22 protein-coding genes are annotated in these 24,285 nt (G+C 68.4%); 10 read left to right on the top strand and 12 right to left on the bottom strand.

Annotation, left to right across the window (positions count from 1 at the left end):
• Nucleotides 1-38: 38 nt before the first annotated feature.
• Entirely contained in the window at nucleotides 39-734 is a 696-nt protein-coding gene (gene tsaA, locus LJF27_RS06655) for a tRNA (N6-threonylcarbamoyladenosine(37)-N6)-methyltransferase TrmO (protein WP_003113115.1), read from the top strand.
• A 6-nt stretch (nucleotides 735-740) separates the two neighbouring features.
• Here tsaA and LJF27_RS06650 read toward each other — a convergent pair whose 3' ends face one another.
• Complete coding sequence (locus LJF27_RS06650; RefSeq protein ID WP_003098690.1) at nucleotides 741-1,043, bottom strand: putative quinol monooxygenase; 303 nt, start codon at nucleotides 1,041-1,043, stop codon at nucleotides 741-743.
• Nucleotides 1,044-1,103: 60 nt separating this feature from the next.
• Between LJF27_RS06650 and LJF27_RS06645 the strand changes: the two genes are divergently transcribed.
• The 7 genes from LJF27_RS06645 to LJF27_RS06615 all read left to right on the top strand — a co-directional run bounded on the left by LJF27_RS06645 (nucleotide 1,104) and on the right by LJF27_RS06615 (nucleotide 9,410).
• Complete coding sequence (locus tag LJF27_RS06645; RefSeq protein WP_003098688.1) at nucleotides 1,104-1,517, top strand: VOC family protein; 414 nt, start codon at nucleotides 1,104-1,106, stop codon at nucleotides 1,515-1,517.
• Nucleotides 1,518-1,744: 227 nt separating this feature from the next.
• The gene (gene nosR, locus LJF27_RS06640; protein WP_004345196.1) at nucleotides 1,745-3,892 is read left to right on the top strand and encodes a transcriptional regulator NosR; all 2,148 of its coding nucleotides are present in this window, start codon (nucleotides 1,745-1,747) and stop codon (nucleotides 3,890-3,892) included.
• A 42-nt stretch (nucleotides 3,893-3,934) separates the two neighbouring features.
• Complete coding sequence (gene nosZ / locus LJF27_RS06635; RefSeq protein WP_003098686.1) at nucleotides 3,935-5,845, top strand: TAT-dependent nitrous-oxide reductase; 1,911 nt, start codon at nucleotides 3,935-3,937, stop codon at nucleotides 5,843-5,845.
• A complete protein-coding gene (locus tag LJF27_RS06630; RefSeq protein ID WP_003117558.1) occupies nucleotides 5,842-7,128 on the top strand; it encodes a nitrous oxide reductase family maturation protein NosD in 1,287 nt (428 codons plus the stop codon). Before nosZ ends, LJF27_RS06630 begins: the two co-directional genes overlap by 4 nt.
• The gene (locus tag LJF27_RS06625; protein WP_023117052.1) at nucleotides 7,125-8,039 is read left to right on the top strand and encodes an ABC transporter ATP-binding protein; all 915 of its coding nucleotides are present in this window, start codon (nucleotides 7,125-7,127) and stop codon (nucleotides 8,037-8,039) included. The genes LJF27_RS06630 and LJF27_RS06625 overlap by 4 nt, the downstream gene beginning before the upstream one ends.
• Nucleotides 8,030-8,857 (top strand): ABC transporter permease, encoded by an 828-nt coding sequence (locus LJF27_RS06620; protein WP_023117053.1) that lies wholly within the window; start codon nucleotides 8,030-8,032, stop codon nucleotides 8,855-8,857. The genes LJF27_RS06625 and LJF27_RS06620 overlap by 10 nt, the downstream gene beginning before the upstream one ends.
• Nucleotides 8,858-8,873: 16 nt before the next feature.
• Entirely contained in the window at nucleotides 8,874-9,410 is a 537-nt protein-coding gene (locus LJF27_RS06615) for a nitrous oxide reductase accessory protein NosL (RefSeq protein WP_003091829.1), read from the top strand.
• A gap of 82 nt (nucleotides 9,411-9,492) precedes the next feature.
• On the opposite strand, the gene fpr is transcribed toward LJF27_RS06615, so the two are convergent.
• On the bottom strand, nucleotides 9,493-10,269 hold the full coding sequence (fpr, locus tag LJF27_RS06610) for a ferredoxin-NADP reductase (protein WP_003091832.1): 777 nt from the start codon (nucleotides 10,267-10,269) through the stop codon (nucleotides 9,493-9,495).
• 273 nt (nucleotides 10,270-10,542) lie between these two features.
• Here fpr and LJF27_RS06605 point away from each other — a divergent pair, with 273 nt between their 5' ends.
• The gene (locus LJF27_RS06605; protein WP_003091833.1) at nucleotides 10,543-11,469 is read left to right on the top strand and encodes a LysR family transcriptional regulator; all 927 of its coding nucleotides are present in this window, start codon (nucleotides 10,543-10,545) and stop codon (nucleotides 11,467-11,469) included.
• Between the two features lies 1 nt (nucleotide 11,470).
• On the opposite strand, the gene LJF27_RS06600 is transcribed toward LJF27_RS06605, so the two are convergent.
• The 5 genes from LJF27_RS06600 to LJF27_RS06580 all read right to left on the bottom strand — a co-directional run bounded on the left by LJF27_RS06600 (nucleotide 11,471) and on the right by LJF27_RS06580 (nucleotide 15,729).
• On the bottom strand, nucleotides 11,471-11,812 hold the full coding sequence (locus LJF27_RS06600; protein WP_003098676.1) for a YceK/YidQ family lipoprotein: 342 nt from the start codon (nucleotides 11,810-11,812) through the stop codon (nucleotides 11,471-11,473).
• Between the two features lie 53 nt (nucleotides 11,813-11,865).
• Complete coding sequence (locus LJF27_RS06595) at nucleotides 11,866-12,999, bottom strand: ABC transporter permease (RefSeq protein ID WP_003098675.1); 1,134 nt, start codon at nucleotides 12,997-12,999, stop codon at nucleotides 11,866-11,868.
• Nucleotides 12,996-14,168 carry an ABC transporter permease gene (locus LJF27_RS06590; RefSeq protein WP_003098671.1) on the bottom strand — a complete coding sequence of 391 codons (1,173 nt, stop codon included), beginning with the start codon at nucleotides 14,166-14,168 and terminating at the stop codon, nucleotides 12,996-12,998. The genes LJF27_RS06595 and LJF27_RS06590 overlap by 4 nt, the downstream gene beginning before the upstream one ends.
• A gap of 3 nt (nucleotides 14,169-14,171) precedes the next feature.
• A complete protein-coding gene (locus tag LJF27_RS06585; protein ID WP_003091837.1) occupies nucleotides 14,172-15,143 on the bottom strand; it encodes an HlyD family secretion protein in 972 nt (323 codons plus the stop codon).
• Nucleotides 15,144-15,243: 100 nt separating this feature from the next.
• Nucleotides 15,244-15,729, bottom strand: coding sequence for a phosphate-starvation-inducible protein PsiE (locus LJF27_RS06580; RefSeq protein WP_003091838.1), 486 nt, complete (start codon nucleotides 15,727-15,729; stop codon nucleotides 15,244-15,246).
• A 174-nt stretch (nucleotides 15,730-15,903) separates the two neighbouring features.
• Here LJF27_RS06580 and LJF27_RS06575 point away from each other — a divergent pair, with 174 nt between their 5' ends.
• Entirely contained in the window at nucleotides 15,904-16,191 is a 288-nt protein-coding gene (locus LJF27_RS06575) for a DUF3509 domain-containing protein (RefSeq protein ID WP_003091839.1), read from the top strand.
• On the opposite strand, the gene LJF27_RS06570 is transcribed toward LJF27_RS06575, so the two are convergent.
• The 5 genes from LJF27_RS06570 to hasR form a co-directional block, all read right to left on the bottom strand.
• Entirely contained in the window at nucleotides 16,184-17,539 is a 1,356-nt protein-coding gene (locus LJF27_RS06570; RefSeq protein ID WP_023117054.1) for a TolC family outer membrane protein, read from the bottom strand. The two genes, LJF27_RS06575 and LJF27_RS06570, sit on opposite strands and share 8 nt — an antisense overlap.
• On the bottom strand, nucleotides 17,536-18,867 hold the full coding sequence (locus LJF27_RS06565; protein WP_003161893.1) for an HlyD family type I secretion periplasmic adaptor subunit: 1,332 nt from the start codon (nucleotides 18,865-18,867) through the stop codon (nucleotides 17,536-17,538). The genes LJF27_RS06570 and LJF27_RS06565 overlap by 4 nt, the downstream gene beginning before the upstream one ends.
• Nucleotides 18,864-20,660 (bottom strand): type I secretion system permease/ATPase, encoded by a 1,797-nt coding sequence (locus tag LJF27_RS06560; protein ID WP_023117055.1) that lies wholly within the window; start codon nucleotides 20,658-20,660, stop codon nucleotides 18,864-18,866. Before LJF27_RS06560 ends, LJF27_RS06565 begins: the two co-directional genes overlap by 4 nt.
• A 217-nt stretch (nucleotides 20,661-20,877) precedes the next feature.
• The gene (gene hasA / locus LJF27_RS06555; RefSeq protein ID WP_003091842.1) at nucleotides 20,878-21,495 is read right to left on the bottom strand and encodes a heme acquisition protein HasA; all 618 of its coding nucleotides are present in this window, start codon (nucleotides 21,493-21,495) and stop codon (nucleotides 20,878-20,880) included.
• Nucleotides 21,496-21,580: 85 nt separating this feature from the next.
• Complete coding sequence (gene hasR / locus LJF27_RS06550) at nucleotides 21,581-24,256, bottom strand: heme uptake receptor HasR (RefSeq protein WP_003119598.1); 2,676 nt, start codon at nucleotides 24,254-24,256, stop codon at nucleotides 21,581-21,583.
• Nucleotides 24,257-24,285: the final 29 nt, after the last annotated feature.

Here is a 24,285-nt window from a genome sequence, read left to right as displayed (position 1 = left end):
GGTAACATGACGCCCCCGACCGCTCGCCTCGTCCCGCCATGACCCACAGCGTTTCTCCCATCGGCTACATCCGCTCCTGCTTCATGGAGAAGTTCGCCATCCCGCGCCAGCCGCTGCTCGCGCCGGCGGCGCGGGGGACCCTGGAACTGCTGCCGCCGTTCGACCAGGTGGAAGCGCTGGAAGGCCTGGAGCAGGTCAGCCATGTCTGGCTGCTGTTCCTCTTCCACCAGGCCCTGGAAGACAAGCCGCGACTGAAGGTGCGCCCGCCGCGCCTGGGCGGCAACCGCTCGCTGGGAGTCTTCGCCACCCGCGCCACCCATCGGCCGAACGGCATCGGCCAGTCGGTGGTGCGCCTGGAGGGCTTCGAAGCGGGGCGCCTGTGGCTATCCGGAATCGACCTGCTCGACGGCACCCCGGTACTCGATATCAAGCCCTACGTACCCTACGCCGACGCCGTGGCCGACGCCCGCAACGGCATCGCCGACGCGCCGCCGCCGGGCATCGCCGTGGAGTGGAGCGAGCAGGCGCGGCGCCAGGCCCATGAGCACGGCCAGCGGTTGCGGCAGCCGGTGGCCGAGCTGATCGAGCAATGCCTGGCGCAGGACCCACGCCCGGCCTACCAGAAGCCGGAGCCCGGGCGCCGCTACGGGGTGCGCCTGTGGGACCTCGACGTGCATTGGCACTACCCGCGCCCGGACCTGATCCGCGTGCTGGACGTCGCCGGCGGCGATTGAGCCTTCTCAGCGCAGCGGATTGAGCGCCAGCGCGTCGCTTTCGAAGACTTCCTGTTCGAGGATCAGCGGCTCGACCAACGGTCGGCTGTCGCGGAAATGCGCGGTGCGGGTGTGCGCCTCGTAGGCTGCGTCATCGCGATAGACCTCGTAGAGATAGACCAGGTCAGGGTCCTGTCGGTCGCGGGAAACGTCGAACACCAGGCAGCCGGGCTCGGTGGACACGGAAGCGGCGGCGTTGACCTGGATGGCATCGATGAAAGCCTCGGCGCAGCCGGGCCTGAGGCGGGTCTTGATAAAGATGCAGTACACGGAAACTTCCTTTTGTTTTAGATTTACAAAATTATTGTATACAAAAAAGGAAGCAAACCCATGTCCGACCGCCCTGCCCGCCCCTCCCGCCTCAACGGCCTGCGTCACCTCGCCCTGCTGGTGCCCAACCTGGAAGAATGCGAGCGCTTCTATGTCGACGTGCTGGGCATGGAAGTGCTGAACCGCGCCAACGAAGACCTGGTGTATCTCACCTGCGGCAACGACAACCTTTCCCTCGGCCGCGCCCACGCTGCCAGCAACGGCCTGCAGACCATGGATCACTACGGCTTCGTCGTCGACAGCGTGGAGGAACTGGAGGCCTGGTACCGTTACCTGAAGGCGCTGGGCGTGACCCTGCTCGACCAACCCTTCGACCACGGCGACGGCGCGCGCAGCTTCCACCTGCTCGACCCGGCGGGCAACAAGGTGCAGCCGCTGTACCATCCAGCGGTATCCGGGCAACGCCTGGCCTGAGCCTCGGGCAGCCCTCTCCCCTCTCCCTGAAGGGAGAGGGGCGACTCGGTACACTGAGTGCCAGCAACCTCGCTGGCTCCTCATCTCCACTTCTTGACTTTCATCAAGCGCGTTCCGCCCCCGCACCTCCTAGCATCCGGCAACGGAAGCGATTCCACCGCCAGGCGCAGACCCCACCGCAGCGCGGCGTCCCTTTTTTCGCCGGTAGCCAGTAGTAGATGGAACCTATGCGCGCCCTTCGTTTTTCCGCCGGATCGTGGCGGTGTGTCTTCGCCTGGATGCTCCTGCTGGTCGGCCTCGCCGCCCAGGGTGCCGAACTCAGCGAGTTGGAGCGTCTGCGCATCGCCCAGGTATTCCCCGCGGTCGAGCGGATCGGCGACCCCGAAGGCGACTACGGCGTACGCCGCCTGAGCAAGGGCGAGGAAACCCTCGGCTACGCCTTCCAGACCCTCAGCGTCACCGACATCCCGGCCTACTCCGGCAAGCCGATCAACCTGCAGGTGATCCTCGATCCGCAGGCGGTTATCCGCGACGCCTACGTCCTCGAACACCACGAACCGATCCTGCTGATCGGCATCCCGGAAGAGAAGCTGCACGCCTTCAGCGCCAGGTACGACGGCGTGCGCGCCGACCAGCGGGTGGTGGTCGGCCGCTCCAGCGACCCGCAGGCGGTTACCGTCGACGCGGTGAGCGGCGCCACGGTGACGGTGATGGTGGTCAACGAGATCGTCATGCGCGCCGCGCATACGGTGGCGGTTGCCCTCGGCCTGATCGAGGACCGCGGCAATGTGCGGCCCAAGCCGGCGCAGGTGCGCCAGCAGCCGGCAGCGACGGCGAGCTGGAGCGAATTGCTCGGCAACGGCGCGATCCGCCGCCTGCAGTTGAGTCGCGGGCAGATCGACGACGCCTTCAAGGGCAGCGAGGCCGAAGGCATCGGCGAGGCCGACGCGGCGCACCGCGACGAGCCGTTCATCGATCTCTACAGCGCCCTGCTCAACCCTCCCGCGGTGGGCCGCAGCCTGCTCGGCGACAACCAGTACCGCGAACTGATGGCGTCGCTGAAGCCAGGCGAATACGCCTTCGTCGTGCTCGGCGACGGCGAGTATTCCTTCAAGGGTTCCGGCTACGTGCGCGGTGGCATCTTCGATCGGGTCCAACTGCGCCAGTTCGGCGACATCATCAGCTTCCGCGACCTCGACTACCAGCGCCTGTCGGACGTCTACGCCGAAGGCATGCCGGAGTTCCGCGAGATGGCGATCTTCGTCGCCCGCGCCAGCCAGCGTTTCGATCCGGGCTCGCCCTGGACCCTGGAGTTGCTCGTGCGGCGCCAGACCGGCCCGGTGGCGGGGGTATTCACCAGCTTCGAGCTGGCCTGCCAGACGCCCGAGGAATACCTGGAGCGGCCGCAGCCAACGGCCGAGGAACTGGCCGCCCTGGAAGAGGCTGCCCGGCCGCTGTGGCTGCGGGTCTGGTACCAGAAGAGTTTCCAGGTCGGGGTCCTCTGTACCGCCCTCGTCCTGCTCCTGGCGATCCTCTTCCTCCAGGACCGCCTGGTGCGACGGCCGCGCCTGATGCAGCGACTGCGCACCGGCTACCTGGCGTTCACCCTGGTCTACCTGGGCTGGTACAGCCTCGGCCAGCTATCGGTGGTCAACGTGCTGACCTTCGTCCACGCGCTGTTCGAAGGCTTCCGCTGGGAGCTGTTCCTCAGCGACCCGCTGCTGTTCATCCTCTGGACCTTCACCGCAGCCAGCCTGCTGCTCTGGGGCCGCGGCGTGTTCTGCGGCTGGCTGTGCCCGTTCGGTGCGCTACAGGAACTGCTCAACGAACTCGCGCGCAAGCTCCGCGTGCCGCAGTTCCAGGTGCCGTTCGCCGTGCACGAGCGGCTCTGGGCGATCAAGTACATCATCCTGCTGGTGCTCTTCGGTCTCTCCCTGGAATCCCTGGCGCTGGCCGAGCAGGCCGCGGAGGTGGAGCCGTTCAAGACCGCCATCACCCTCGGCTTCGACCGCCAGTGGTGGTTCGTCGCCTACGCCGTCGCGCTGCTGGTGGTCAACCTGTTCACCCGCAAGGTCTATTGCCGCTACCTCTGCCCGCTGGGCGCGGCCCTGGCGATCCCGGCCAAGGCGCGCCTGTTCGACTGGCTCAAGCGCCGTGCGGAATGCGGCAGGCCCTGCCAGCTCTGTGCCCGCGAATGCGAGATCCAGGCGATCCATCCCGACGGCCGCATCGAGGCCAACGAATGCCACTACTGCCTCGACTGCCAGATGACCTACCACGACCAGGACAAGTGCCCGCCGCTGGTGAACAAGCGCAAGAAGCGCGCGAAGAGCGCGCCGGCGGACAACGCGCGGATACCCGCGGAGAACCTCTGACCTGGCTCCCTTTCCCCTGACTGCCCTTGAGGACGACACGAGATGAGCGACGACACGAAAAGCCCCCACGAAGAAACCCACGGCCTGAACCGCCGCGGCTTCCTCGGCGCCTCGGCGCTGACCGGAGCCGCCGCCCTGGTTGGCGCCAGCGCCCTGGGCAGCGCGGTGGTCGGCCGCGAGGCCCGGGCCGCGGGCAAGGGCGAGCGCAGCAAGGCCGAGGTCGCCCCCGGCGAACTGGATGAGTACTACGGGTTCTGGAGCGGCGGACATTCCGGCGAAGTACGCGTGCTCGGCGTGCCGTCGATGCGCGAGCTGATGCGCATACCGGTGTTCAACGTCGACTCGGCCACCGGCTGGGGCCTGACCAACGAGAGCAAGCGGGTCCTCGGCGACAGCGCGCGCTTCCTCAACGGCGACTGCCACCATCCGCACATCTCGATGACCGACGGCAAGTACGACGGCAAGTACCTGTTCATCAACGACAAGGCCAACAGCCGGGTCGCGCGCATCCGCCTGGACGTCATGAAATGCGACCGCATCGTCACCATTCCCAACGTCCAGGCGATCCACGGCCTGCGCCTGCAAAAGGTGCCGCATACCCGCTACGTGTTCTGCAACGCCGAGTTCATCATCCCCCATCCCAACGACGGCTCGACCTTCGACCTGTCCGGCGACAACGCCTTCACCCTGTACAACGCCATCGACGCCGAGACCATGGAAGTGGCCTGGCAGGTGATCGTCGACGGCAACCTCGACAACACCGACATGGACTACAGCGGCAGGTTCGCCGCCTCCACCTGCTACAACTCGGAGAAGGCCGTCGACCTCGGCGGCATGATGCGCAACGAGCGCGACTGGGTGGTGGTGTTCGACATCCCGCGCATCGAGGCCGAGATCAAGGCGAAGCGCTTCGTCACCCTCGGCGACTCGAAGGTGCCGGTGGTCGACGGCCGGCGCAAGGACGGCAAGGACAGCCCGGTGACCCGCTACATCCCGGTACCGAAGAACCCCCACGGGCTGAACACCTCGCCGGACGGCAAGTACTTCATCGCCAACGGCAAGCTCTCGCCGACCTGCACCATGATCGCCATCGAGCGCCTCGGCGACCTGTTCGCCGGCAAGCTGGCCGACCCGCGCGACGTGGTGGTGGGCGAGCCGGAACTGGGCCTCGGCCCGCTGCACACCACTTTCGATGGCCGAGGCAACGCCTATACCACGCTGTTCATCGACAGCCAGTTGGTGAAGTGGAACCTGGCCGACGCGGTGCGCGCCTACAAGGGCGAGAAGGTCGACTACATCCGCCAGAAACTCGACGTGCAGTACCAGCCGGGGCACAACCACGCCACCCTGTGCGAGACCAGCGAAGCCGACGGCAAGTGGATCGTGGTGCTCAGCAAGTTCTCCAAGGACCGCTTCCTGCCCACCGGTCCGCTGCACCCGGAGAACGACCAGTTGATCGACATTTCCGGCGAGGAAATGAAGCTGGTCCACGACGGCCCGACCTTCGCCGAACCGCACGATTGCATCCTCGCCCGCCGCGACCAGATCAAGACCCGCAAGATCTGGGACCGCAAGGACCCGTTCTTCGCCGAGACGGTCAAGCGCGCGGAAAAGGACGGCATCGACCTGATGAAGGACAACAAGGTCATCCGCGAGGGCAACAAGGTCCGCGTCTACATGGTCTCGATGGCGCCCTCCTTCGGCCTCACCGAGTTCAAGGTGAAGCAGGGCGACGAAGTCACCGTGACCATCACCAACCTCGACGAGATCGAGGACGTGACCCACGGCTTCGTCATGGTCAACCACGGCGTCTGCATGGAGATCAGCCCGCAACAGACCTCGTCGATCACCTTCGTCGCCGATAAGCCCGGGGTGCACTGGTACTACTGCAGCTGGTTCTGCCACGCCCTGCATATGGAAATGTGCGGGCGGATGCTGGTGGAAAAGGCTTGATCCACGCAGCGCGGTCGCTGGCCGGGCGCCGGGCGGGGCCGCTCCTCGCCCTGCTCCTGCTCGGCCTCGCCACGGCCCGCGCGGAGCCGGTCGACGGCCTGCCGCTGCGGGCCGACGGCGATGGCCGCTGGAGCCTGGCGGCGGGCCGCTACGCCGGCAACTTCGTCATCGACCGGCCGCTGCACCTACGCTGCGAGGCCGGCGCCGAACTGGACGGCGGCGGCCACGGCAGCCTGCTGACCCTGACCAGCCCCGGGATCACCGTCGAGGGCTGCCGGCTGCGCAACTGGGGGCGCAACCTGACCGAACTCGACGCCGCGATCTTCGTCGGCAAGGCCGCCAGCGGCGCCGTGATCCGCGGCAACGACCTGCGCGGCGCGGGCTTCGGCGTCTGGCTCGACGCCACGGCGGGCGCGCAGGTGCTCGACAACCGCATCGAGGGCGACGAAAGCGTGCGCTCCCAGGATCGCGGCAACGGTATCCACCTCTATGCGGTGAAGGACGCTCTGGTCCGCGGCAACCGGGTCAGCCACACCCGCGACGGGGTCTACATCGACACTTCCAACGACAGCAGCATCGAAGCCAACCGCTTCGAGGAGCTGCGCTACGGCGTGCACTACATGTTCACCCACAACAGCCGGGTGACCGACAACCTGACCCGGCGCACCCGCACCGGCTACGCGCTGATGCAGAGCCGCAAGCTGACCGTGACCGGCAACCGCTCCATCGACGACGAGAACTACGGCATCCTGATGAACTACATCACCTACTCGACCCTGGCCGGCAACCGCGTCGAGGGCGTGCGCAGCGGCAGCACCGGCGACGCGATGATTTCCGGCGCCGAGGGCAAGGCGCTGTTCATCTACAACTCGCTGTTCAACCGCATCGAAGGCAACAGCTTCGCCGACAGCGCCCTGGGCATCCACCTCACCGCCGGCTCGGAGGACAATCGCATCGCCGGCAACGCCTTCATAGGCAACCGCCAGCAGGTCAAGTACGTCGCCAGCCGCGAGCAGGAGTGGTCCGCCGACGGCCGCGGCAACTACTGGAGCGACTACCTGGGCTGGGACCGCGACGACGACGGTCTCGGCGACGTCGCCTACGAGCCCAACGACAACGTCGACCGGCTGATCTGGCTGTACCCGCAGGTACGCCTGCTGTTGAACAGCCCGAGCATCGAGCTGCTGCGCTGGGTCCAGCGCGCCTTCCCGGTGGTGCGCTCGCCCGGCGTGCGCGACAGCCATCCGCTGATGCGGATGCCCGCCGCGGAGCCGAGGCCATGAGCCTGGTCGAGATCGACAGCGCGACCCTGCGCTACGGCGCCCTCACCGCCCTGAGCGGGCTCGACCTGCGCCTGGAGCCCGGCGAGGTGCTCGGCCTGCTCGGCCATAACGGCGCCGGCAAGACCACCACCATCAAGCTGGTCCTCGGCCTGCTGGCCCCCAGCGAAGGCCGCGTGCGGGTCCTCGGCCACGATGCGAGGAGCCTGGAGGCGCGCCGCCAGCTCGGCTACCTGCCGGAGAACGTGACCTTCTACCCGCAGCTCAGCGGCGCGGAAACCCTGCGCCACTTCGCCCGCCTCAAGGGCGTGGCGCCGGCCGAAGCCGCGCGCCTGCTGGAACAGGTCGGCCTCGGCCATGCCGCCAGGCGGCGCCTGAAAACCTACTCGAAGGGCATGCGCCAGCGCCTCGGCCTGGCCCAGGCGCTGCTCGGCGAACCGCGCCTGCTGCTGCTCGACGAACCGACGGTGGGCCTCGACCCGCTGGCCACCGTCGAGCTCTACCAATTGCTCGACCGCCTGCGCGGCCAGGGCACAGGGATCGTCCTTTGCTCCCATGTGCTGCCCGGCGTCGAGACGCACATCGACCGCGCCGCGATTCTCGCCGGCGGCCGCCTGCAAGTGGCCGGCAGCCTCGCCGAATTGCGCCGCAAGGCGGCTCTGCCGACCCGCGTGCGCCTGGCCAGCCCGCATAACCCGCAGTGGCTCGAACGCTGGCACCGGGCCGGCCTGGCGGCGCGGAGACTGGACGACCAGCGCATCGAGGTACTGCTGGACGATGCCGAGCGCGACGGCGTGCTGGAAGCGCTGCTGGCCGCGCGCGAGTTCGACCTGGAAATCCTGCCGCCGTCGCTGGAGGACCTCTATCGCCACCACATGTCCCCCGCCCCCGCCGGAGCCACGCCATGCCCGTAGTCTGGACCATCGCCCGCAAGGAACTGGCCGACGGCCTGCGCAATCGCTGGCTGCTGGCGATCAGCCTGCTGTTCGCCCTGCTCTCGGTGGGCATCGCCTGGTTCGGCGCCGCCGCGGCCGGCCAGGTCGGCTTCACTTCGGTGCCGGCGACGGTCGCCAGCCTGACCAGCCTGGCCACCTTCCTGATGCCGCTGATCGCCCTGCTGCTGGCCTACGACGCCATCGTCGGCGAGGAGGAAGGCGGCACCCTGCTGCTGCTCCTGACCTACCCGCTGGGGCGCGGCCAGTTGCTGCTCGGCAAGTTCCTCGGTCACGGCCTGATCCTCGCCCTGGCCACCCTGATCGGCTTCGGCAGCGCGGCGCTGGCGATCCTCGCGCTGGTGCCGGAGGTCGAGGCGGCCATCCTGCTGGGCGCCTTCGGCCGCTTCATGGGTTCCTCGCTGCTGCTCGGCTGCGTGTTCCTCGCCCTGGCCTACGCCCTGAGCAGCCGCGCCAGCGAGAAATCCAGCGCCGCCGGGCAGGCGCTCGGCCTGTGGTTCTTCTTCGTCCTGCTGTTCGACCTGGCCCTGCTGGCGATCCTGGTCCTCAGCCAGGGTCACCTGAGCCCGCGGCTGCTGCCCTGGCTGTTGCTGCTCAACCCGACCGACCTCTACCGGCTGATCAACCTGTCCGGCTTCGACGCAGCCGCAGCCGGCGGGGTGGTTCCCCTGGCCAGCGACCTGCCGGTGTCCGCCAGCGCCCTCTGGCTGGCCCTGGCCCTCTGGGCCTGCGCTGCCCTGGCGCTGGCCCACGGCCGGTTCCGCCGCCGCCCCATCTGACTCACGAGGTTCCGCCATGCAACGTCATACCCTCCCCCTGCGCCCTCTGCTCGGCACGCTCCTGCTCGGCCTGCTGCTGGCCGGCTGCGATGCGTCGCGGGACGACGCCACGGCACTCGGCCCGGTGCCGATCGCCAGCGGCGACGAATGCCACGTCTGCGGCATGCTCATCGAGGAAATGCCCGGTCCCAAGGGCGAGGCGGTGCTTCCCGGCGCGGTGCGCAAGTTCTGCTCCACCGCCGAACTGTTCGGCTGGTGGCTGCAACCGGAAAACCGCCAGGGCCAGGCGCGCCTGTATGTCCACGACATGAGCCAGGCCGACTGGCGGCACCCCGACGATGCCCGCCTGATCGACGCCACCCGCGCCTACTACGTGGTCGGCATCCAGCGGCCGGGCGGCATGGGCGCCACCCTCGCCTCGTTCGCCGACGAAGAGGCCGCGACGCGCCTGGCGGCCGAGGAAGGCGGCCGGGTACTGCGCTTCGACGAGATCGACCAGGCGGTGCTGCAAGGCGTGGGCGGCGACCACCCGCACCGGCACCCGGCGCACTGAGCGGGGGCCGGAAAGCAGAAAGCCCCTGCCGCGGATACGGCAGGGGCTTTCTTCGCCTGGCGCGACGAGGCGCGGCGGAGGCCTACTTCTCGACGAAGGCGCGCTCGATCAGGTAGTCGCCCGGCTCGCCCATGCGCGGCGAGATCTTCAGGCCGAAGCTGTCGAGCACGGCGCTGGTCTCTTCCAGCATGCTCGGGCTGCCGCAGATCATCGCACGGTCGTCCTGCGGATTCATCGGCGGCAGGCCGATGTCCTCGAACAGCTTGCCGCTGCGCATCAGGTCGGTCTGGCGGCCCTGGTTGCGGAACGGCTCGCGGGTCACCAGCGGGTAGTAGATCAGCTTCTCTTTCACCTGGTCGCCGAAGTACTCGTGTTCCGGTAGGACCTTGGTGATGAAGTCGGCGTAGGCCAGTTCGCTGACCCAGCGCACGCCGTGGACCAGGATCACCTTCTCGTAGCGCTCGTAGGTTTCCGGGTCCTGGATCACGCTGAGGAAGGGCGCCATGCCGGTGCCGGTGCTGAGCAGGTAGAGGTGCTTGCCGGGCAGCAGGTCGTCGTGCACCAGGGTGCCGGTCGGCTTGCGGCTGACCATCAGCTCGTCGCCTTCCTTCAGGTGCTGCAGGCGCGAGGTCAGCGGGCCGTCCGGGACCTTGATGCTGAAGAACTCCAGGTGCTCTTCGTAGTTCGGGCTGGCAATGCTGTAGGCGCGCATCAGCGGACGACCGTCGACTTCCAGGCCGATCATCACGAACTGGCCGGTCTTGAAGCGCAGACCCGGGTTACGGGTGGTCTTGAAGCTGAACAGGGTATCGTTCCAGTGGTGCACGCTGAGAACGCGCTCGGTGTACAGATTGCTCATCAAAGACTCCTAGGAAAACGCGGGCGCACACCAACAGCAGCAGACGTGACGCAGTTGCGCGGCATTTTATCGGTTGCCAAAATATCCGCAAAATGAATTGTCTGGATAATGCTTATCCAGAATATGGATATGGGATAACACGATATCGGTCGGCCGCCGGCCGCCGAGGGCTCCCATCGCTCCCGCGGACGGGGCGCAAGGATAACCGAGCCAACCCCGCCGACGGAACGGCAAAATGTCGCGGGGCCTTTCGCTCTAGACGAGGAAGCCTGGATGAAATTCACCCTCCGCCAGCTCGAGGTGTTCGTCGCCGTGGCCCAGCAGGAGAGCGTCTCCCGTGCCGCCGAGGGGCTGTCGCTGTCGCAGTCGGCGACCAGCACCTCGCTCGGCGAGCTGGAGCGGCAGTTCGACTGCAAGCTGTTCGACCGCGCCGGCAAGCGCCTGACCCTCAATGCCCTCGGCCGCCAACTGCTGCCGCAGGCGGTGGCGCTGCTCGACCGCGGCGAGGAAATCGAGAACCTGCTCAACGGCAAGACCGCCTTCGGCTCCCTCGACCTCGGTGCCACCCTGACCATCGGCAACTACCTGGCCACGCTGCTGATCGGCGCCTTCATGCAGCGCCAGCCGGACTGCCGGGTGCGCCTGCACGTGCACAACACCGCCCAGGTGGTGCAGCAGGTCGCCCACTACGAGCTGGACCTGGGCCTGATCGAGGGCGACTGCCGGCATCCGGACATCGAGGTGCAACCCTGGATGGAGGACGAACTGGTGGTGTTCTGCGCCCCCCAGCATCCGCTGGCGCGGCGGGGCGGCGCCGACCTGGAACGGCTGACGCGGGAGGCCTGGATCCTCCGCGAGCAGGGCTCCGGCACCCGCCTGACCTTCGACCAGGCCATGCGTCATCACCCGCGGCCGCTGAACATCCGCCTGGAGCTGGAGCACACCGAGGCGATCAAGCGTGCCGTGGAGTCCGGCCTGGGCATCGGCTGCATTTCCCGCCTGGCCCTGCGCGACGCTTTCCGCCGCGGCAGCCTGGTGCCGGTGGAAACGCCCGGCCTGGACCTGCGCCGGCAGTTCTACTTCATCTGGCACAAGCAGAAGTACCAGACCGCGACCATGCGCGAGTTCCTCGACCTGTGCCGCAGCGAGACCGCCGGGATCAGCCGCAGCGACGAGATCGTGCTGCCGCTGATTCCCTGACTCAGTTGGCCAGGGACAGGTTGCCGTCGCGGTACTGGCGGTACGAGGTATAGGGCAGCGCGAGGGTGTCGATCACCCCGGACAGCGCGAAGTCGAGGGCCAGCACCTCGAGGATGCCGTCGGCTTGCGCCGGCGCCACCGGCGACCCGGTCTTCACGTTGAGCCGGCAGAAGGTGTAGCTGACCCCGCTGTACACCCGCGGCAGGCTGGTGCAGGCGGTCGCCTTCAGGCGCAGGTCGTGGGCGGCGCTGGCGTCGTCGCGCACCAGCGTGTTGACGGAACCGCACCCGCCGAGCGTGGCGAGCCCCAGAAGCACCAGCAAAGAAAGCCCCGAACGAAACATTCCTTCATCTCCCTGTGCGAACGCCAGCCGAGTATGGCCGGCCTTGCGCCGCTTCACCAACCCTTGACGTTGTCCCAGCGCCAGTTGCGGTACTGGTACAGCAGCGTACCCAGCAACGCATAGGTGGCGGCCATGCCCAGCAGCACCAGGGCATGGTCGCTGACTTCGCGCAGCGGCAGGTCCATCTGGTTCATCTCGGCGATGGCGCGGATCGCCCAGGTCGAGGGGATCGCGTCGGCCAGCCAGCGTACCCAGTCCGGCATGGCCTGTTCCGGCCAGCTGTAGCCGGCCATGTAGAACAGCGGCAGGGTGATGAAGGTCATGGTCAGGTACACCGATTCCTCGGTGGGCAGCAGCTCGGCGATGAACTCGCTGAGGGCGATCACCGCGATCAGGAACGGCAGGACGATCCCCAGCAGCATGAAGAACGAGGCCGACTGGCGATAGCCCAGCAGGTGCGGCCAGATCACGTAGAAGAGCATCGCCAGCACGGTCCAGATCAGCAGTTGCGCGCTGTAGCGGCCGAAGCGGGTCGACAGCGGCTGGCGCATGTAGCGCGGGGTGCCGCCGCGCAGCATGATGTTGCCGCGGGTGCAGCCGAGCAGCAGGCTGTGTTGCAGGATCAGCGACAGCAGCCCCGGAAGGACGATCGCGGCGAAGCTGATGCCGGGGTTGAACAGGTCGGTCAATTGCCCTACCAGCGGGCTCAGCACCACCTGCGCCTGGGTCGCGGTGAAGCCTTCGCGTTCCAGCAGGGCGGCGTTGTAACGGTTGGTCAGCGCGCTGTAGACCGCCGAGATGTCCTGCTGGATCTGGCCGTTGGCCATGCGGTTGGTGGCGTCGCCGAAGTACGGGATCACCAGCGCCTCGCCGCGCAGCAGGCGCTTCTCGAAGTTCAGCGGGATCACGATGATCGCGTACAGCTCGCGCCAGGCCAGGTCGCGCTTGGCCTGCGGCAGGCTGTCGTAGCCGACCACGGCGACCTTCGGCGCCGAATCGAGCAGCCGGACCAGCTCGCGCGACACGTCGCTGTGGTCCTCGTCGACTACCGCCACCGGCAGGTCGAGGGCGGTGTGGTTCATGTACGGCAGCGAAGTGATGCACACCGAGGCCACGACCATCAGCCACATCGGCTTGGACAGCATGGCCTTCAGGGTTTCCCGGAGGATCTGCAGGTAGTTCTTCATATCGGGCTCAGGTCCAGGCGGCTGCGCAGGCGCATCTTGGCGATCATGTAGGCGATCAGCGGGTACAGCGCCAGCTTGGCGCAGGTGTAGAGCGCCGAACTGGGCGGCGCCTGGCGCAGGAACTGGTCGAACAGGCCGTGCAGGGTGTGGGTCAGCGGCTCGGCCTCGGCGATCACCCGCGCCAGGGTCGGCATCGCCAGTTCCGGGATCAGCACTCCCGAGTAGGTCTGGGCGACGCCGATCAGCATGCCCACCAGCGAATAGGCGGTGAAGCGGTTGGCGGTGAAGACGAACAGCACCAACCCGACGCTCTGCGCGGCGATCACGTAGAACAGCGTGATCATCAGCATCGCCAGCGGGCTGCCGTTGATGCGCGCGCCGGAGAACGCCACCAGCAGGAAGATTTCCAGCATCAGCAGCGCGGTGAACAGCAGCGTGTAGGGCGCCAGTTTGCCCACCAGGCGTACGCCGAGGGCCTTGGCCCGCAGGATGTGCGGCGAGGAGGCGCGCAGTTCCGGCGCCTCGCGGGCCAGCACATGGACCATGGTGACGATCACGAACAGCTGTAGCAGGTGCACGATGGCGGCGAACTGCTGGTAATAGATGTAGTTGCCGCTGGCATTGAACAGGCTGTCGTAGGACACGCTGATGCTCGCCAGGTGCGGCAGCGCCGCCGGCATCCCGGCGGCCAGGCGCGGACGCAATTCGCCGTTGAGGCTGGCGACCAGCGCCGAGAAGTCCTGGGTGGCGGCATAGCCGGCCGAATACAGCAGCGCGTTGTAGTACAGCTCGGCCTTCGGCGCGCGCCCGCCGAGCACGTCGGCCTCGAAGTCCGGCGGGATGTAGAGCAAGGCGTAGGCATCGGCCCGACGGATCGCGTCGAGCCCCTCCTGGACGCCGGCGGGAACGGTGATCACCTGGGCGTGGGAGGTCGCGTCGAGTTCGCGGATCAACTTGCGCGACAGTTGGCTATGGTCCTTGTCGATCACCGCCAGCGGCATGTCCAGCAGGGTACCGGCCTGGTAGACGCCGCTGATCACGCCGAACAGCAGCAGCGGCCAGCACCAGCCGAGCCAGTGGATGGTCCAGCTGCGGCAGGCGATCCGCGTCTCGGTGTTGAACGCCTGGACGAAACGGCTGGCGTTGCGCTTCAGCGCGGCCCACGCCATCGCTCAGTTCGTCCAGCGCCACAGCGCGCTCATGCCCGGGCGCAAGCCGGGTGTCGGCTGCAACGGGTAGAAGCGGGTCTCGAAGGTCTTCAGGTCGAAATCACCGGTGGCGCGGGTCGCGCGCCTGGTCGAGAAATCGCCCAGCGGGGCGATGTAGCGCAGCTCGGTCTCGACCTCGGCGCCGCCCAGGCCGGGCACCTGCATGACGATGCGGTCGCCCTTGCGCACCTTGGCCAGGATGTCCTCGCGCAGGTTGAAGACGAAGTAGCTGTCGTCCAGCCGCACCAGCGTCAGCAGCGGACTGTAGGCGTTGATCAGTTCGCCCTGTTCGGCGGGGATCGGCCCGACCTCGCCGTTGACCGGCGCGCGCACCTGCAGGTCGTCGATCTGCGCCTGTAGCTCGGCGATCTGCGCGTCGGCCCGGCGCACCGCGGCCTGCAACGCCTGGCGGCGCTCCTCGCGGTCGCCCTTGAGGCCTTCGTCGAGATTGGCCCGCGCCTCGGCGACGCGGTCGCGGGCGACATCGCGCTCACGCCGCGAGAGGTCGAACTGGGTCCGCGAGAGGAAGCCGCGCTCGACCATCTGCTGGTTGCGCTGGAAATCCGACTCGGCGTTGCGCAACTCGGCCTCGGCCTGTGCCAGGCTGGCCTTGAGCGCGCGGATGCTCTCCTCGCGGGTACCGTGGAGCGACTCGTCGAGCTGCGCCTGGGCCTGGTTGCGCGCCGCGTGCAGGGCATCGAGCTGGGCTTCCAGCTCGGGGCTGTCGAGGCTGATCAGCAGGTCGCCCTGCTTCACCTCGTCGCCGCGCCGCACGTGCAGCACCTGGACCCGGCCCTTGGCCTTGGAGGAAACGATGACGTTGGTGGCGTCCGCCTCGCCCTGCAACAGCAGGGGCGGATTGTGCAGGCGCAGGTAGAGGGTGATGGCGACGATCGCGAGGATCAGCAGCGGGGTAAAGAGTTTCCATCCCTTCATGGGGCAGGCTTCCTGAACACGACCGGGCGATGGTAGTACATTGCCAGGCCGTTGCGCTGGCCGGAAGCGCGCCGGAGACCGGCTCCGGCGCGGCGACGAATCAGGCTTCCCCTTCGGCGTCCTCGCTCGCCACCCGCCGCGCGGCGGCGCCGTCGGACTTCGCCGAAGGGAAGCGCGCCGAGGCGAAGCGCACCACCAGGATCGCCAGCGCCAGCAGCAGCAACGCCACCGAGACCAGGATGATGCCATCGTCCGGCGTATGGTTGTGCTGGATGTCGGCGATCATCAGGCGGGTCAGCGCGGTCATCGCCACGTAGATCAGGAAGCGTACCGGCATATGGTTGGTCTTGAAGTAGATACCGACCATCGCGCCCAACTCGAGGTAGATGAACAGCAGGAGGATGTCGTCGATCGACGCATGCCCCTTGTTCACCATCCCCAGGAAAGCCGCGCCCGCCGCCCAGAACACCGTGGCGCCGATGGCGAACAGGGCCAGGTAGTGGAAGGCCTCCACCAGCAGGTTGCCGAGGCTCTCCGCCTGGTGGTGCATGCTTGCGCGCAGGCGCTCGGCCCAATTCTGTTTCATAGCTTCTCCCGACAAAGACGACGGCCACCTGGCCCGAAGCGTGCAAGGCCCAGGCCAAGGCACGTGCGCAGATAGACGTCCGCACGTCGGCGCAGGGTACAGCCCGGCGGTGACAAAGAACTTTCCGGGCGGTACCCAGTCCCAACCAGCACGACAGCATTCAGGTGGTCCACCATGACCGACAGCAGCCCTTTCCAGCTCCTCACCGAGGCCTTCCAGGCCGAGTACCGGGTCAACCTCAGCCTGGAGCGGCCGGACGGCAGCATCGTCCTCACCCTCTCCAACGAACGCGGGGTCGCCGCCAAGCGCCTGATCCGACCGGCGCAACTGCATGACCTGGAACAGTTGCAGCGGATGATCGAGAGCATCCGCTTCGGCATCGCCATCGAAAACGGCACCAGCGCGCCGCAACTGTTGCAGGCGATGACCCAAGGCAAGGCACGCTGGCCGATAGCTATCTGATGGCAGCGGTGACCTGCGCGCGTCCTTCGCCGGCGCCGAAATAGGCAGCCAGCACCGCCAGGTCGCGGTCTTCCAGCACCCCCGCCAGCTGGCGCAGGCGCAGCCAGGCGTTGAGGTAGGCGTAGCGCGCTTCCGCCAGGTCGCGGCGGGCGCCGTAGAACTGCTGTTCGGCGTCCAGCACGTCGCGATTGACCCGCTCCCCGCCGGCGACGCTGCGCCGCGTCGCCGTCACCTGTTCGCGCGCCGCCGCCACCGCCATCTCATAGGCACGCACCTTGGCCAGGCTGCTGGCGGTCAGGTCGAACTGGCTGTGCAGGTCATTGATCACACTGGCCACCTGGGCATCCAGCTCGGCCTGGGCCTGGGCGTACTTGTCGCCGGCCTGGCGGGTCGCCGCCGACACCCGCCCGCCCTCGAACAGCGGCAGGCTGAGACGCAGGCCGACACTGTCGGTGTCGTATTTCTGCTCGTAGGTGCTTTCCGAAGCCGAGTGCGTCTTGCTGCTGCTGGCGTAGAGGCTGAGCCTGGGCAGGTGGCCGGCACGATTGCGCTCCACCTCGTAGGCCGCCGCCTCCAGCGCATAGCGCTGGGCGCCCAGCTCGGCGCTGCGTTGCAGGGCCACCTGGCGCCAGCCCTCGAAGGTCGCCGGTTGCAGGCGCAACGCCGGGAAACGCTCGATGGGCGCGGCCAGTTCGCGATCCTCCAGTGCCTGCCCGAGCATCGCCTCCAGCGTACGCCGCGCCGCCGCCGCGCGATCGCTGGCGGCGATCTCCTCGGCGCGGGTCAGGCTCAGCCGGGCGCGGGTCTCCAGCAGGTCGGTGCGGGTGCCCTCGCCTTCCTCGAAGGCACGCTGGTTGGACGCCAGCTGGGTTTCCAGGGCGCGCCGCTGGGCTTCGGCCAGGACCACCTGCTCGCGGGCGAACAGGGTTTCGCTGTAGGCGGCGAACAGGCGCACCGCCAGTTCCTGGCTGCGCCCGCGGAACTGTTCGTCGGCGAACAGCGCCTGGGCCTCGCCCTGGCGGTAGCGCGCGTAGGCCTCGTAGTCGAACAGCGGCTGCTCCAGGCTGAGGGTCGAGGCGTAGCTGCGATAGTCGCGCTCGACGCGGGCGTCGCCCTGGCTGACGGTGGAGTCGTTGCGCGCCTTGTTGTAGTCGTAGCGCAGGCTCGGCAGCAGGCCGGCACGGCCGATGGCGCGGTTTTCGCTGCCAGCGCGGCGCTCGTGGAGCGCCGCCTGGAAGGTCGGGTCGTGGCGCACCGCCAGTTGGTAGGCGTCCAGCAGGCCCAGCGCCTGGGCCGAAGAGGCCGAAAGCAGCGCGGAGGACAGCAGGCAGGCTCGCAGGCGATTCATTCTTCCCCCAGCGCCAGGTGGGTACGGTCGGCCAGCGGCTTGAACAGGTAGTTCAGCAGCGAGCGCTCGCCGCTGCGGACGAAGGCCTCCACCGGCATCCCCGGGCGGATCTCCAGGCCGGCCAGGCGACGTACGCCCTCCTCCCCTACGCGGATGCGCACCCGGTAGTACGGCGCCTCGCTGCGCTCGTCCAGCAGGCGGTCGGCCGAAACCAGGGTCACTTCGCCCTCCACCCGCGGCGTAGTGCTCTGGCTGAAGGCGCTGAACATCAGCTCCACCGGCAGGCCGACGCGGACCTTGTCGACCATCTCCACCGGCAGCCGAGCGTCCACCAGCAGCGGCTGGCGCTCCGGGAGGATTTCCATCAGTTGCTGGCCGGGCGCGATCACGCCGCCCTCGGTGAACACTTCCTGGCCGACCACCAGGCCGGCGACCGGCGCCCGTACCTCGCTGTTGGCCAGGTCGAAGCGCGCGCTGGCCAGGCGATTGCGCAACTCCTCGGCGCGCACCTGGGCGTCGGCCAGGCTGCCGCGCACCTCTTCCTGGAACTTCTCCCGCCGCTGGGCCATGCGCAGGCGCAGTTCGAGGATCTGCCGGCGGGTACTGCCGAGGCTGCCGAGGTCGCCGGCGATCTCGCCGTTGACCTGGGCCAGCAGGCGCTCGCTGTCGAGCAGGCGGTTGCGCGGCACGTAGCCCTCGCTGGCCAGTTGGCGCAGGCCGCGCAACTGTTCCTCGAGGGCGGCGCGCTGCTGCTCCTTGCTGCGCAGCGCGGCTTGCAGGCCGTCCAGTTGCGCCTGGCTGCCGGCGACCGTCTCGGCGAGACCATCGAGTTCCAGGCGCAGCGCCCGCCGACGGCTGTCGTGCAACTGCCGCTGCTGTTCCAGCAGGGTCGGCAGGCGCGGGTCGTCCAGCGCCAGCAGCTCGGCGGGAAACTCGATCCGCGCCTTTTCATCGCGCTCGGCGCTCAGCCGCGCCAGACTCGCCAGCGCCGCCAGGTACTGGGCGAACAGGCCATCGGCCTGGGCCCGGGCCTGGGTAGCGTCCATCTCCAGCAGCACCTGTCCTGCCTCCACCCGCTCGCCTTCGTGCACGCGGATGTGCCTGACCAGGCCACCGGTAGGGTGCTGCACGGCCTTGCGACTACCGGCCACCATCACCGTGCCGGAGACCCCGACGCCCTTGTCCAGCGGGGCCAACCCGGCCCACAGGAGAAAGCCGACGAAGCCGAGCAGCACCAGCCCCCAGCCGAGCCGGGAAAAGCGCTTCTCGTCCAGTTCCAGCGCCGCGCCGCCGGCGCCGACTTCGCGCAACCGCGCCTGCCCGCTCATCGCGCCGCTCCTCCCGGCACACCGCCGACCGGCATGCCCGGTCCCGGCCGGTAGCCGAAACCGAACGCCGGCGTCGGCCGTGTCGGCGCCGGGGCCGGGGCCGCAGCGGCCGGCGGCGAGGCGCTGGCGAGCACCTCGGCGGTCGCGCCGAAACGCTGCAGGCGCCCGCCATGCAGCAACAACAGCTTGTCGGTCAGCGCCAGCACTGCCGGCTTGTGGGTGACCAGCACCAGGCTGCTGCCCTGCCGGCGCATCGCCGCGATGGCCTCGGCCAGGGCCGCCTCACCCGCCTCGTCGAGACTGGCATTGGGTTCGTCGAGCACGATCAGCGCCGGTCGCCCGTACAGCGCGCGGGCCAGGCCGATGCGCTGGCGCTGGCCGCCGGAGAGACCGGCGCCGCCGTCGCCAAGGCGCGTGTCGTAGCCCTGCGGCAGGCGCAGCACCAGGTCGTGCACGCCGGCCAGGCGCGCTGCCGCCACCACCTTCTCGGCATCCACCTCGGCGAAGCGCGCGATGTTCTCGGCGATGCTGCCGGCGAACAGTTGCACGTCCTGGGCCAGGTAGCCGATGTGCGGCCCCAGTGCCGCCGCGCTCCACTGCCGCAGGTCGGCGCCGTCCAGGCGCACCGCGCCGGACAGCGGCTGCCAGGCGCCCACCAGCAAGCGCGCCAGGGTCGACTTGCCGGAACCGGACGGCCCGATCACGCCGAGCGCTTCGCCAGGCTCCAGGGCGAAACCGAGGTCCTGCAACAATGCCTGCTCGCGTCCCGGCGCGGCCGCGCAGAGCCGCTCGACGCGCAACGCGCCGCGCGGCGCCGGTAGCGGCATGCCCAGGGCGGCCGGCGGATTCTCCTCGAGCAGCCGCGCCAGTCGCTGGTAGGCCTGCCGCGCGCCGCTCCACTGGCGCCAGACCGCGATCAACTGGTCGATGGGGCTGAGCACGCGGCCCATCAGGATCGAGCCGGCGATCATCATCCCCGGGGTGATCAGGCCTTCCACCGCCAGCCAGGCGCCGAGGCCGAGCACCAGCGACTGCAGGGCCAGGCGCACGCCCTTGGAGGTCGCGCCGATCGCCGCGCTGCGCTCGCTGCCGAGGTTCTGCCGGGCAAGGAAGGCCTGGTGCTGGGCGAACCAGCGCGCGCGCATGGCCGGCAACATGCCCATTGCCGCCAGGGTTTCCGCCTGGCGCAGGTTGGCCGAGGCCTGCTGGGTGGCGAGGATCGACAGTTGCCCGGCCTCGGCCAGCGGTTCGCGCGAGCGGCTTTCGTTGACCCAGGCGAGCAGCACCAGCAGCAGCGCCCCAACCAGGGCGAGCAGGCCGAGCCAGGGACTGAAGAGGAAGATCACCAGCAGGTAGAGCGGGAACCAGGGCGCGTCGAAGAAGGCGAACAGGGCGTTGCCGGTGAGGAACTGGCGCAGGCTGGTCAGGTCGTTCAGCGCCTGCCCGACGGCCTGCTCGCCGCGCTCCAGGCTGGCGCGGAACGAGGCGTCGTAGATGCGCTGGTTGAGTTGCATGTCGAGCTGGCCGCCGAGGCGGATCACCACCAGGCTGCGCACCCACTCCAGGGCGCCGAGCAGCAGGTAGAGGCCGAGCACCATGAGGGTCAGCATCAGCAGGGTCATGTGGTTGCCGGAGCCGAGCACCCGGTCGTAGACCTGCAGCATGTACAGCGACGGCGCCAGCATCAGCAGGTTGATCACCGCGGTGAACAGCGCGACGCTGCGCAGCGCCGGGCGGAAGCGGCCGAGGGTGGCGAGGATTTCATTGCGCGGCGAGGCCGGCCGGAGCTTCATCGGAGTCGGGTCCTGTGGGTGTCCGGGCCGCGAGCGGGCCCGGAGGACATTGCGGCAGTCTCCGCTTGCCGGGCACGGCCGGCGGAGGAACAATCCGGGGGCCGCCGTCGCCACGGGTGCGAGGCGCAGCGACGGCGGTTCGTGCGCCGGAGAGGAGCGCCAACTCCTCTCCGGCCTTTAGCGCAAGCAGTCCACGAACGCTATCGTGGACAGTTGCTCAGGCCGCCAGGGCCAGGTCGTGCGGCAGTTCCTGCACGCCGACCACGCCGATTTCCGCCGCTGCCGCAGCCGGGGTGGCATGGGCGACGCCGGCCGCGGCCAACTGGTCGAAGGTGGAGTTGATCGACAGGCTCGGGTCGACCGCTTTCAGCAGCGCGTCGATCTGCCCCTGCAGGGCGCTGCTGTCACCGCTCATCAGGCCGTAGACCACCTTGTGCACGGTGCCGTCGCGGCCCTGGGCGATCGGCGAATCCAGGCCCAGGTTGCTGAAGCTCACCTCCTGGCTGTCCAGGGCATAGCCACCGCTGGAGGCGCCGCCGGTCAGGGTGTCGCCGAGGGCGATGCTGTCCAGCTTGCCCCACAGGGTGTGGCTGGGGTTGCTGAACAGGGTGTAGTGGAGGTCGCCGCCGGCGATGAAGGCCGCGTCGCTGGCGGTGCTCTTCAGCGCGTACTGGCTGCCGTCGAACGGACCGGGGTTGAAGCCGCCGGTATTGCTGCCGTCCACCACCTGGCCCGGACGATGGTTGACGTCGCCGAAGTAGGCCGACCAGTCCGCCAGGTAATCCGCTACGGTCCAGCCGCTGTAGGTGGTGCTGTAGGAAATCGAAATGCTCATGCCAAAACTCCAATTCAACGAGTGGTGAATGCCGGAGCGCACGGATGCCCGCTCCGGTTTTGCCCTTCACTGGGCAAAACGGGGGTCAGAACTGGTATTCGAGGGTGCCTTGCAGGGTCCGCCCGCGACCGAGGGTGAAGGCCAGCACGTCGCCCAGCGGCACCAGGTAGGCGCGGTCGGTGACGTTCTCCATGGCCAGGCGCAGGGTCAGTTCATCGCTCACCCGGTAGCTGCCGTACAGGTCGTAGACGGTGTATTCCTTCCAGTCCGCCGGGTACACGCCGGCCTGCGACACCGTGGCGCCGCCAGCCACCGAGTAGCCTTCGCTGTAGCGGGCACGGGCGCCGACGTCCAGCCTGCGGTCGAAGAAGCGCATGCCCAGGGTCAGCGAGCCGCGATCCATCGGCATGTGTTCGGCGGAGCCGAGCACCGCGCTGCAATGGGTGGCGGCGTTGGCCTGCTCGTCCGGCCGCATGTCGATCACCGGCGGGCGGCGACCGCTGCCCTTCACCGTCTGGGTGACGCCACCGAGCCAGGCGGTCTTCGAACAGAAGTCGTTGCTGCCGATCATGTGCGTGTAGGAGAGCTGCCCGTAGGCCAGCCCGGCATCGTAGTCGAGCTGGTACTCGACGCCACGGAAGCGCGTGCTGTCGAGGTTGTTGACGTAGGCGCTGTTGCCGATCCCGGCCATGCCGTAGCCCGGCGGCTGCATGCCCATGCCCATGAAGATGAAGTCGTCGACCCGGGTGTCGAAGTAGGCGACCTTCAGGCCCAGGCGGTCGTCGCTGAACCAGAGGTTCTCCTTCAGCACGTTGAAGCCGACTTCCCAGGCCTTCGAGCGCTCCGGACTGAGGAACGGGTTGGGGTACATGTTTTCCGCGCCGCCGCCGTGGGGGCGGCCGGTGATCAGGCTCTCGGTCACTGCCGGCGGGCGCCAGCCCTTGCCGTAGGTGGCGAACAGCTGCAACCAGTCGACACCGGGCTTGACCGACAGGCCGAAGGTCGGCGAGAAGCGCCCCTCCTCGCGGTCGACGGCGTATTGCAGCGGCATGTCGGTCTGCCGGGTGGTGCCAAGGATGAAGGTGCGCGCGTTGAAGCCGGTGTCGCCGCGCAGGCGGTAGCGGTCGTAACGCAGCCCGGCGTTGAGGTTGAGCCAGTCGTCGTAGTCGTAGTCGAGACGGGCGAACAGGCTACCGAGGGCGCGGTCGCCCTTGGGGGTCATGCCTTCGGCCGCAGGGAAGCCGACCGCCGAGGTGCTCGCCCGCGGCTGGCTGGAGTCCGGCCGCACCTTGTCGTAGAAGAACTCCAGGCCATAGTTGGCGCGCAGCGTGGAGAGATCGTCGAGAGCGAAGGTCGAGGTGTTCTGCGCCTGCGCGCCGTAGGTGTCGGTCTGGTAGGTGATCGAGTAGCCGGGGGTGATACCGCGTTGCAGGGTCTGCTGGCGGTTGCGGTTGTCGACGTAGTAGAGCTTGGCCTTGAAGTCCACCAACGGGTTGTCCGGCGCGTAGCCGTAGTCGATGGCGAAGTTCTGCGCACGCACGTCGCTGCTGCCGAGCTTTTCCCAGAGCGCCTGGTTCTCGGTGTTGAGCATGTTGGCGTCGTCGTAGGACACCTGGGTGGTCAGGTAGCTGAACTGCAGGCGCTGGTCCTGCGGCAGGGCGACGCCAAGCTTGGCCAGTCGCGAGCGCATCACATAGCCGGAGTAGGCCACCGGCGAATGCTTGACCCGCTGCCCGGCCTCGGGATTGAACCAGGCGCCGGTGCGCAGCTCGCCAATGCTGCCCTTGGTCCCCGGGTCGTAGTCGCCCAGGTGGCGCTCGCTGGCGGCGACCAGCATGTCCCAGACCTCGGTGCCGATGGCGAAGGCCGCGCTGCCGATGAAGTGGGTGCCATTGGCGTCGCCGCCCAGGCCGCTGGTGAGGCGCACCCGGCCACCGACCTGCTTGCCCGGCCTGACCAGGTCGCGGGCCTCCAGGGTGCGGAAGTTGGCGATCCCGCCGATCACCCCGGCGCCGCCCATGGCCGAGCTGGCGCCCTTGTCGATGACCACCTCGCTGAGCAGCTCGGGATCGACGTAGAGCGTCCCGTTGCGCTGCTGGTGGCCGCTCTGCTGGTAGTTCTGGCGCATGCCGTCGACCGACATGTTGACCCGCCCGTAGTCCTGGATGCCACGGATGTTCACCGACAGGCCGGGGTCCTGCTGGCTCACCGAGGAGTACACCCCGGGGGTTTCCTCGAGCATGTCGGCGGCATGCCGCGGCGGGTTGCGCTCGATCTGCTCGCGGCCGATCACGCTGACCGAATGCGGCGTCTGGTAGACCCAGTCGTCCGGACGCGCGGCGGAGATCACCGAGGGCGACATCTGCACCAGGTCGTCCTGGCTGACGCGGATCAGGCTCAATTGGTCCTTGCCGGAGAAGCGGTATTCCACCGGGCTGCCCTGGAGCATCTGGCTCAGGCCGTCGGCCAGCACGTATTCGCCGTGCACCGCCGCGCTGCCGAGACCGGCGAAACGCTGGCTGTCGAAGAACACCTGGACCCCGGCCTGCTCGGCGAATCGCAGCAGGGCGCGGTTCAGCGGTTGTGCCGGGATGTCCAGCCGGACCCGGCGCAGCGCGGTCTGCTGCTGGCTCGCCGAGTCCGCCCCGTCTTGCGCATGCAGCGGTAGCGCGGCCGTTCCCAGCAGGACCAGGCCCAGCCCCAGGGCCAGTTGCGCCCCCTTGCGACCGCCTCGCACGGCACTCCATCCACGATGTTTCATGACAGCGCCTACACTCCATCGTTTTGTGT

The organism is Pseudomonas sp. 203-8 (assembly GCF_020708595.1).
Lineage (GTDB): Bacteria > Pseudomonadota > Gammaproteobacteria > Pseudomonadales > Pseudomonadaceae > Pseudomonas > Pseudomonas aeruginosa.
Note: the sequence above shows the minus strand (reverse complement) of the source record. Positions and strands in the feature narration are given on the sequence as shown.

Bases quoted from the DNA above. Each gene is read 5' to 3' on its own strand.
- LJF27_RS06600 (WP_003098676.1), bottom strand. From the start codon at position 11,812: ATGTTTCGTTCGGGGCTTTCTTTGCTGGTGCTTCTGGGGCTCGCCACG.
- LJF27_RS06620 (WP_023117053.1), top strand. From the start codon at position 8,030: ATGCCCGTAGTCTGGACCATCGCCCGCAAGGAACTGGCCGACGGCCTG.
- hasR (WP_003119598.1), bottom strand. From the start codon at position 24,256: ATGAAACATCGTGGATGGAGTGCCGTGCGAGGCGGTCGCAAGGGGGCG.
- LJF27_RS06560 (WP_023117055.1), bottom strand. From the start codon at position 20,660: ATGAAGCTCCGGCCGGCCTCGCCGCGCAATGAAATCCTCGCCACCCTC.
- LJF27_RS06575 (WP_003091839.1), top strand. From the start codon at position 15,904: ATGACCGACAGCAGCCCTTTCCAGCTCCTCACCGAGGCCTTCCAGGCC.
- LJF27_RS06585 (WP_003091837.1), bottom strand. From the start codon at position 15,143: ATGAAGGGATGGAAACTCTTTACCCCGCTGCTGATCCTCGCGATCGTC.
- LJF27_RS06605 (WP_003091833.1), top strand. From the start codon at position 10,543: ATGAAATTCACCCTCCGCCAGCTCGAGGTGTTCGTCGCCGTGGCCCAG.
- LJF27_RS06570 (WP_023117054.1), bottom strand. From the start codon at position 17,539: ATGAATCGCCTGCGAGCCTGCCTGCTGTCCTCCGCGCTGCTTTCGGCC.
- fpr (WP_003091832.1), bottom strand. From the start codon at position 10,269: ATGAGCAATCTGTACACCGAGCGCGTTCTCAGCGTGCACCACTGGAAC.
- nosZ (WP_003098686.1), top strand. From the start codon at position 3,935: ATGAGCGACGACACGAAAAGCCCCCACGAAGAAACCCACGGCCTGAAC.
- LJF27_RS06645 (WP_003098688.1), top strand. From the start codon at position 1,104: ATGTCCGACCGCCCTGCCCGCCCCTCCCGCCTCAACGGCCTGCGTCAC.
- LJF27_RS06625 (WP_023117052.1), top strand. From the start codon at position 7,125: ATGAGCCTGGTCGAGATCGACAGCGCGACCCTGCGCTACGGCGCCCTC.
- LJF27_RS06565 (WP_003161893.1), bottom strand. From the start codon at position 18,867: ATGAGCGGGCAGGCGCGGTTGCGCGAAGTCGGCGCCGGCGGCGCGGCG.
- LJF27_RS06580 (WP_003091838.1), bottom strand. From the start codon at position 15,729: ATGAAACAGAATTGGGCCGAGCGCCTGCGCGCAAGCATGCACCACCAG.
- hasA (WP_003091842.1), bottom strand. From the start codon at position 21,495: ATGAGCATTTCGATTTCCTACAGCACCACCTACAGCGGCTGGACCGTA.
- LJF27_RS06615 (WP_003091829.1), top strand. From the start codon at position 8,874: ATGCAACGTCATACCCTCCCCCTGCGCCCTCTGCTCGGCACGCTCCTG.
- nosR (WP_004345196.1), top strand. From the start codon at position 1,745: ATGCGCGCCCTTCGTTTTTCCGCCGGATCGTGGCGGTGTGTCTTCGCC.
- LJF27_RS06590 (WP_003098671.1), bottom strand. From the start codon at position 14,168: ATGGCGTGGGCCGCGCTGAAGCGCAACGCCAGCCGTTTCGTCCAGGCG.
- tsaA (WP_003113115.1), top strand. From the start codon at position 39: ATGACCCACAGCGTTTCTCCCATCGGCTACATCCGCTCCTGCTTCATG.
- LJF27_RS06595 (WP_003098675.1), bottom strand. From the start codon at position 12,999: ATGAAGAACTACCTGCAGATCCTCCGGGAAACCCTGAAGGCCATGCTG.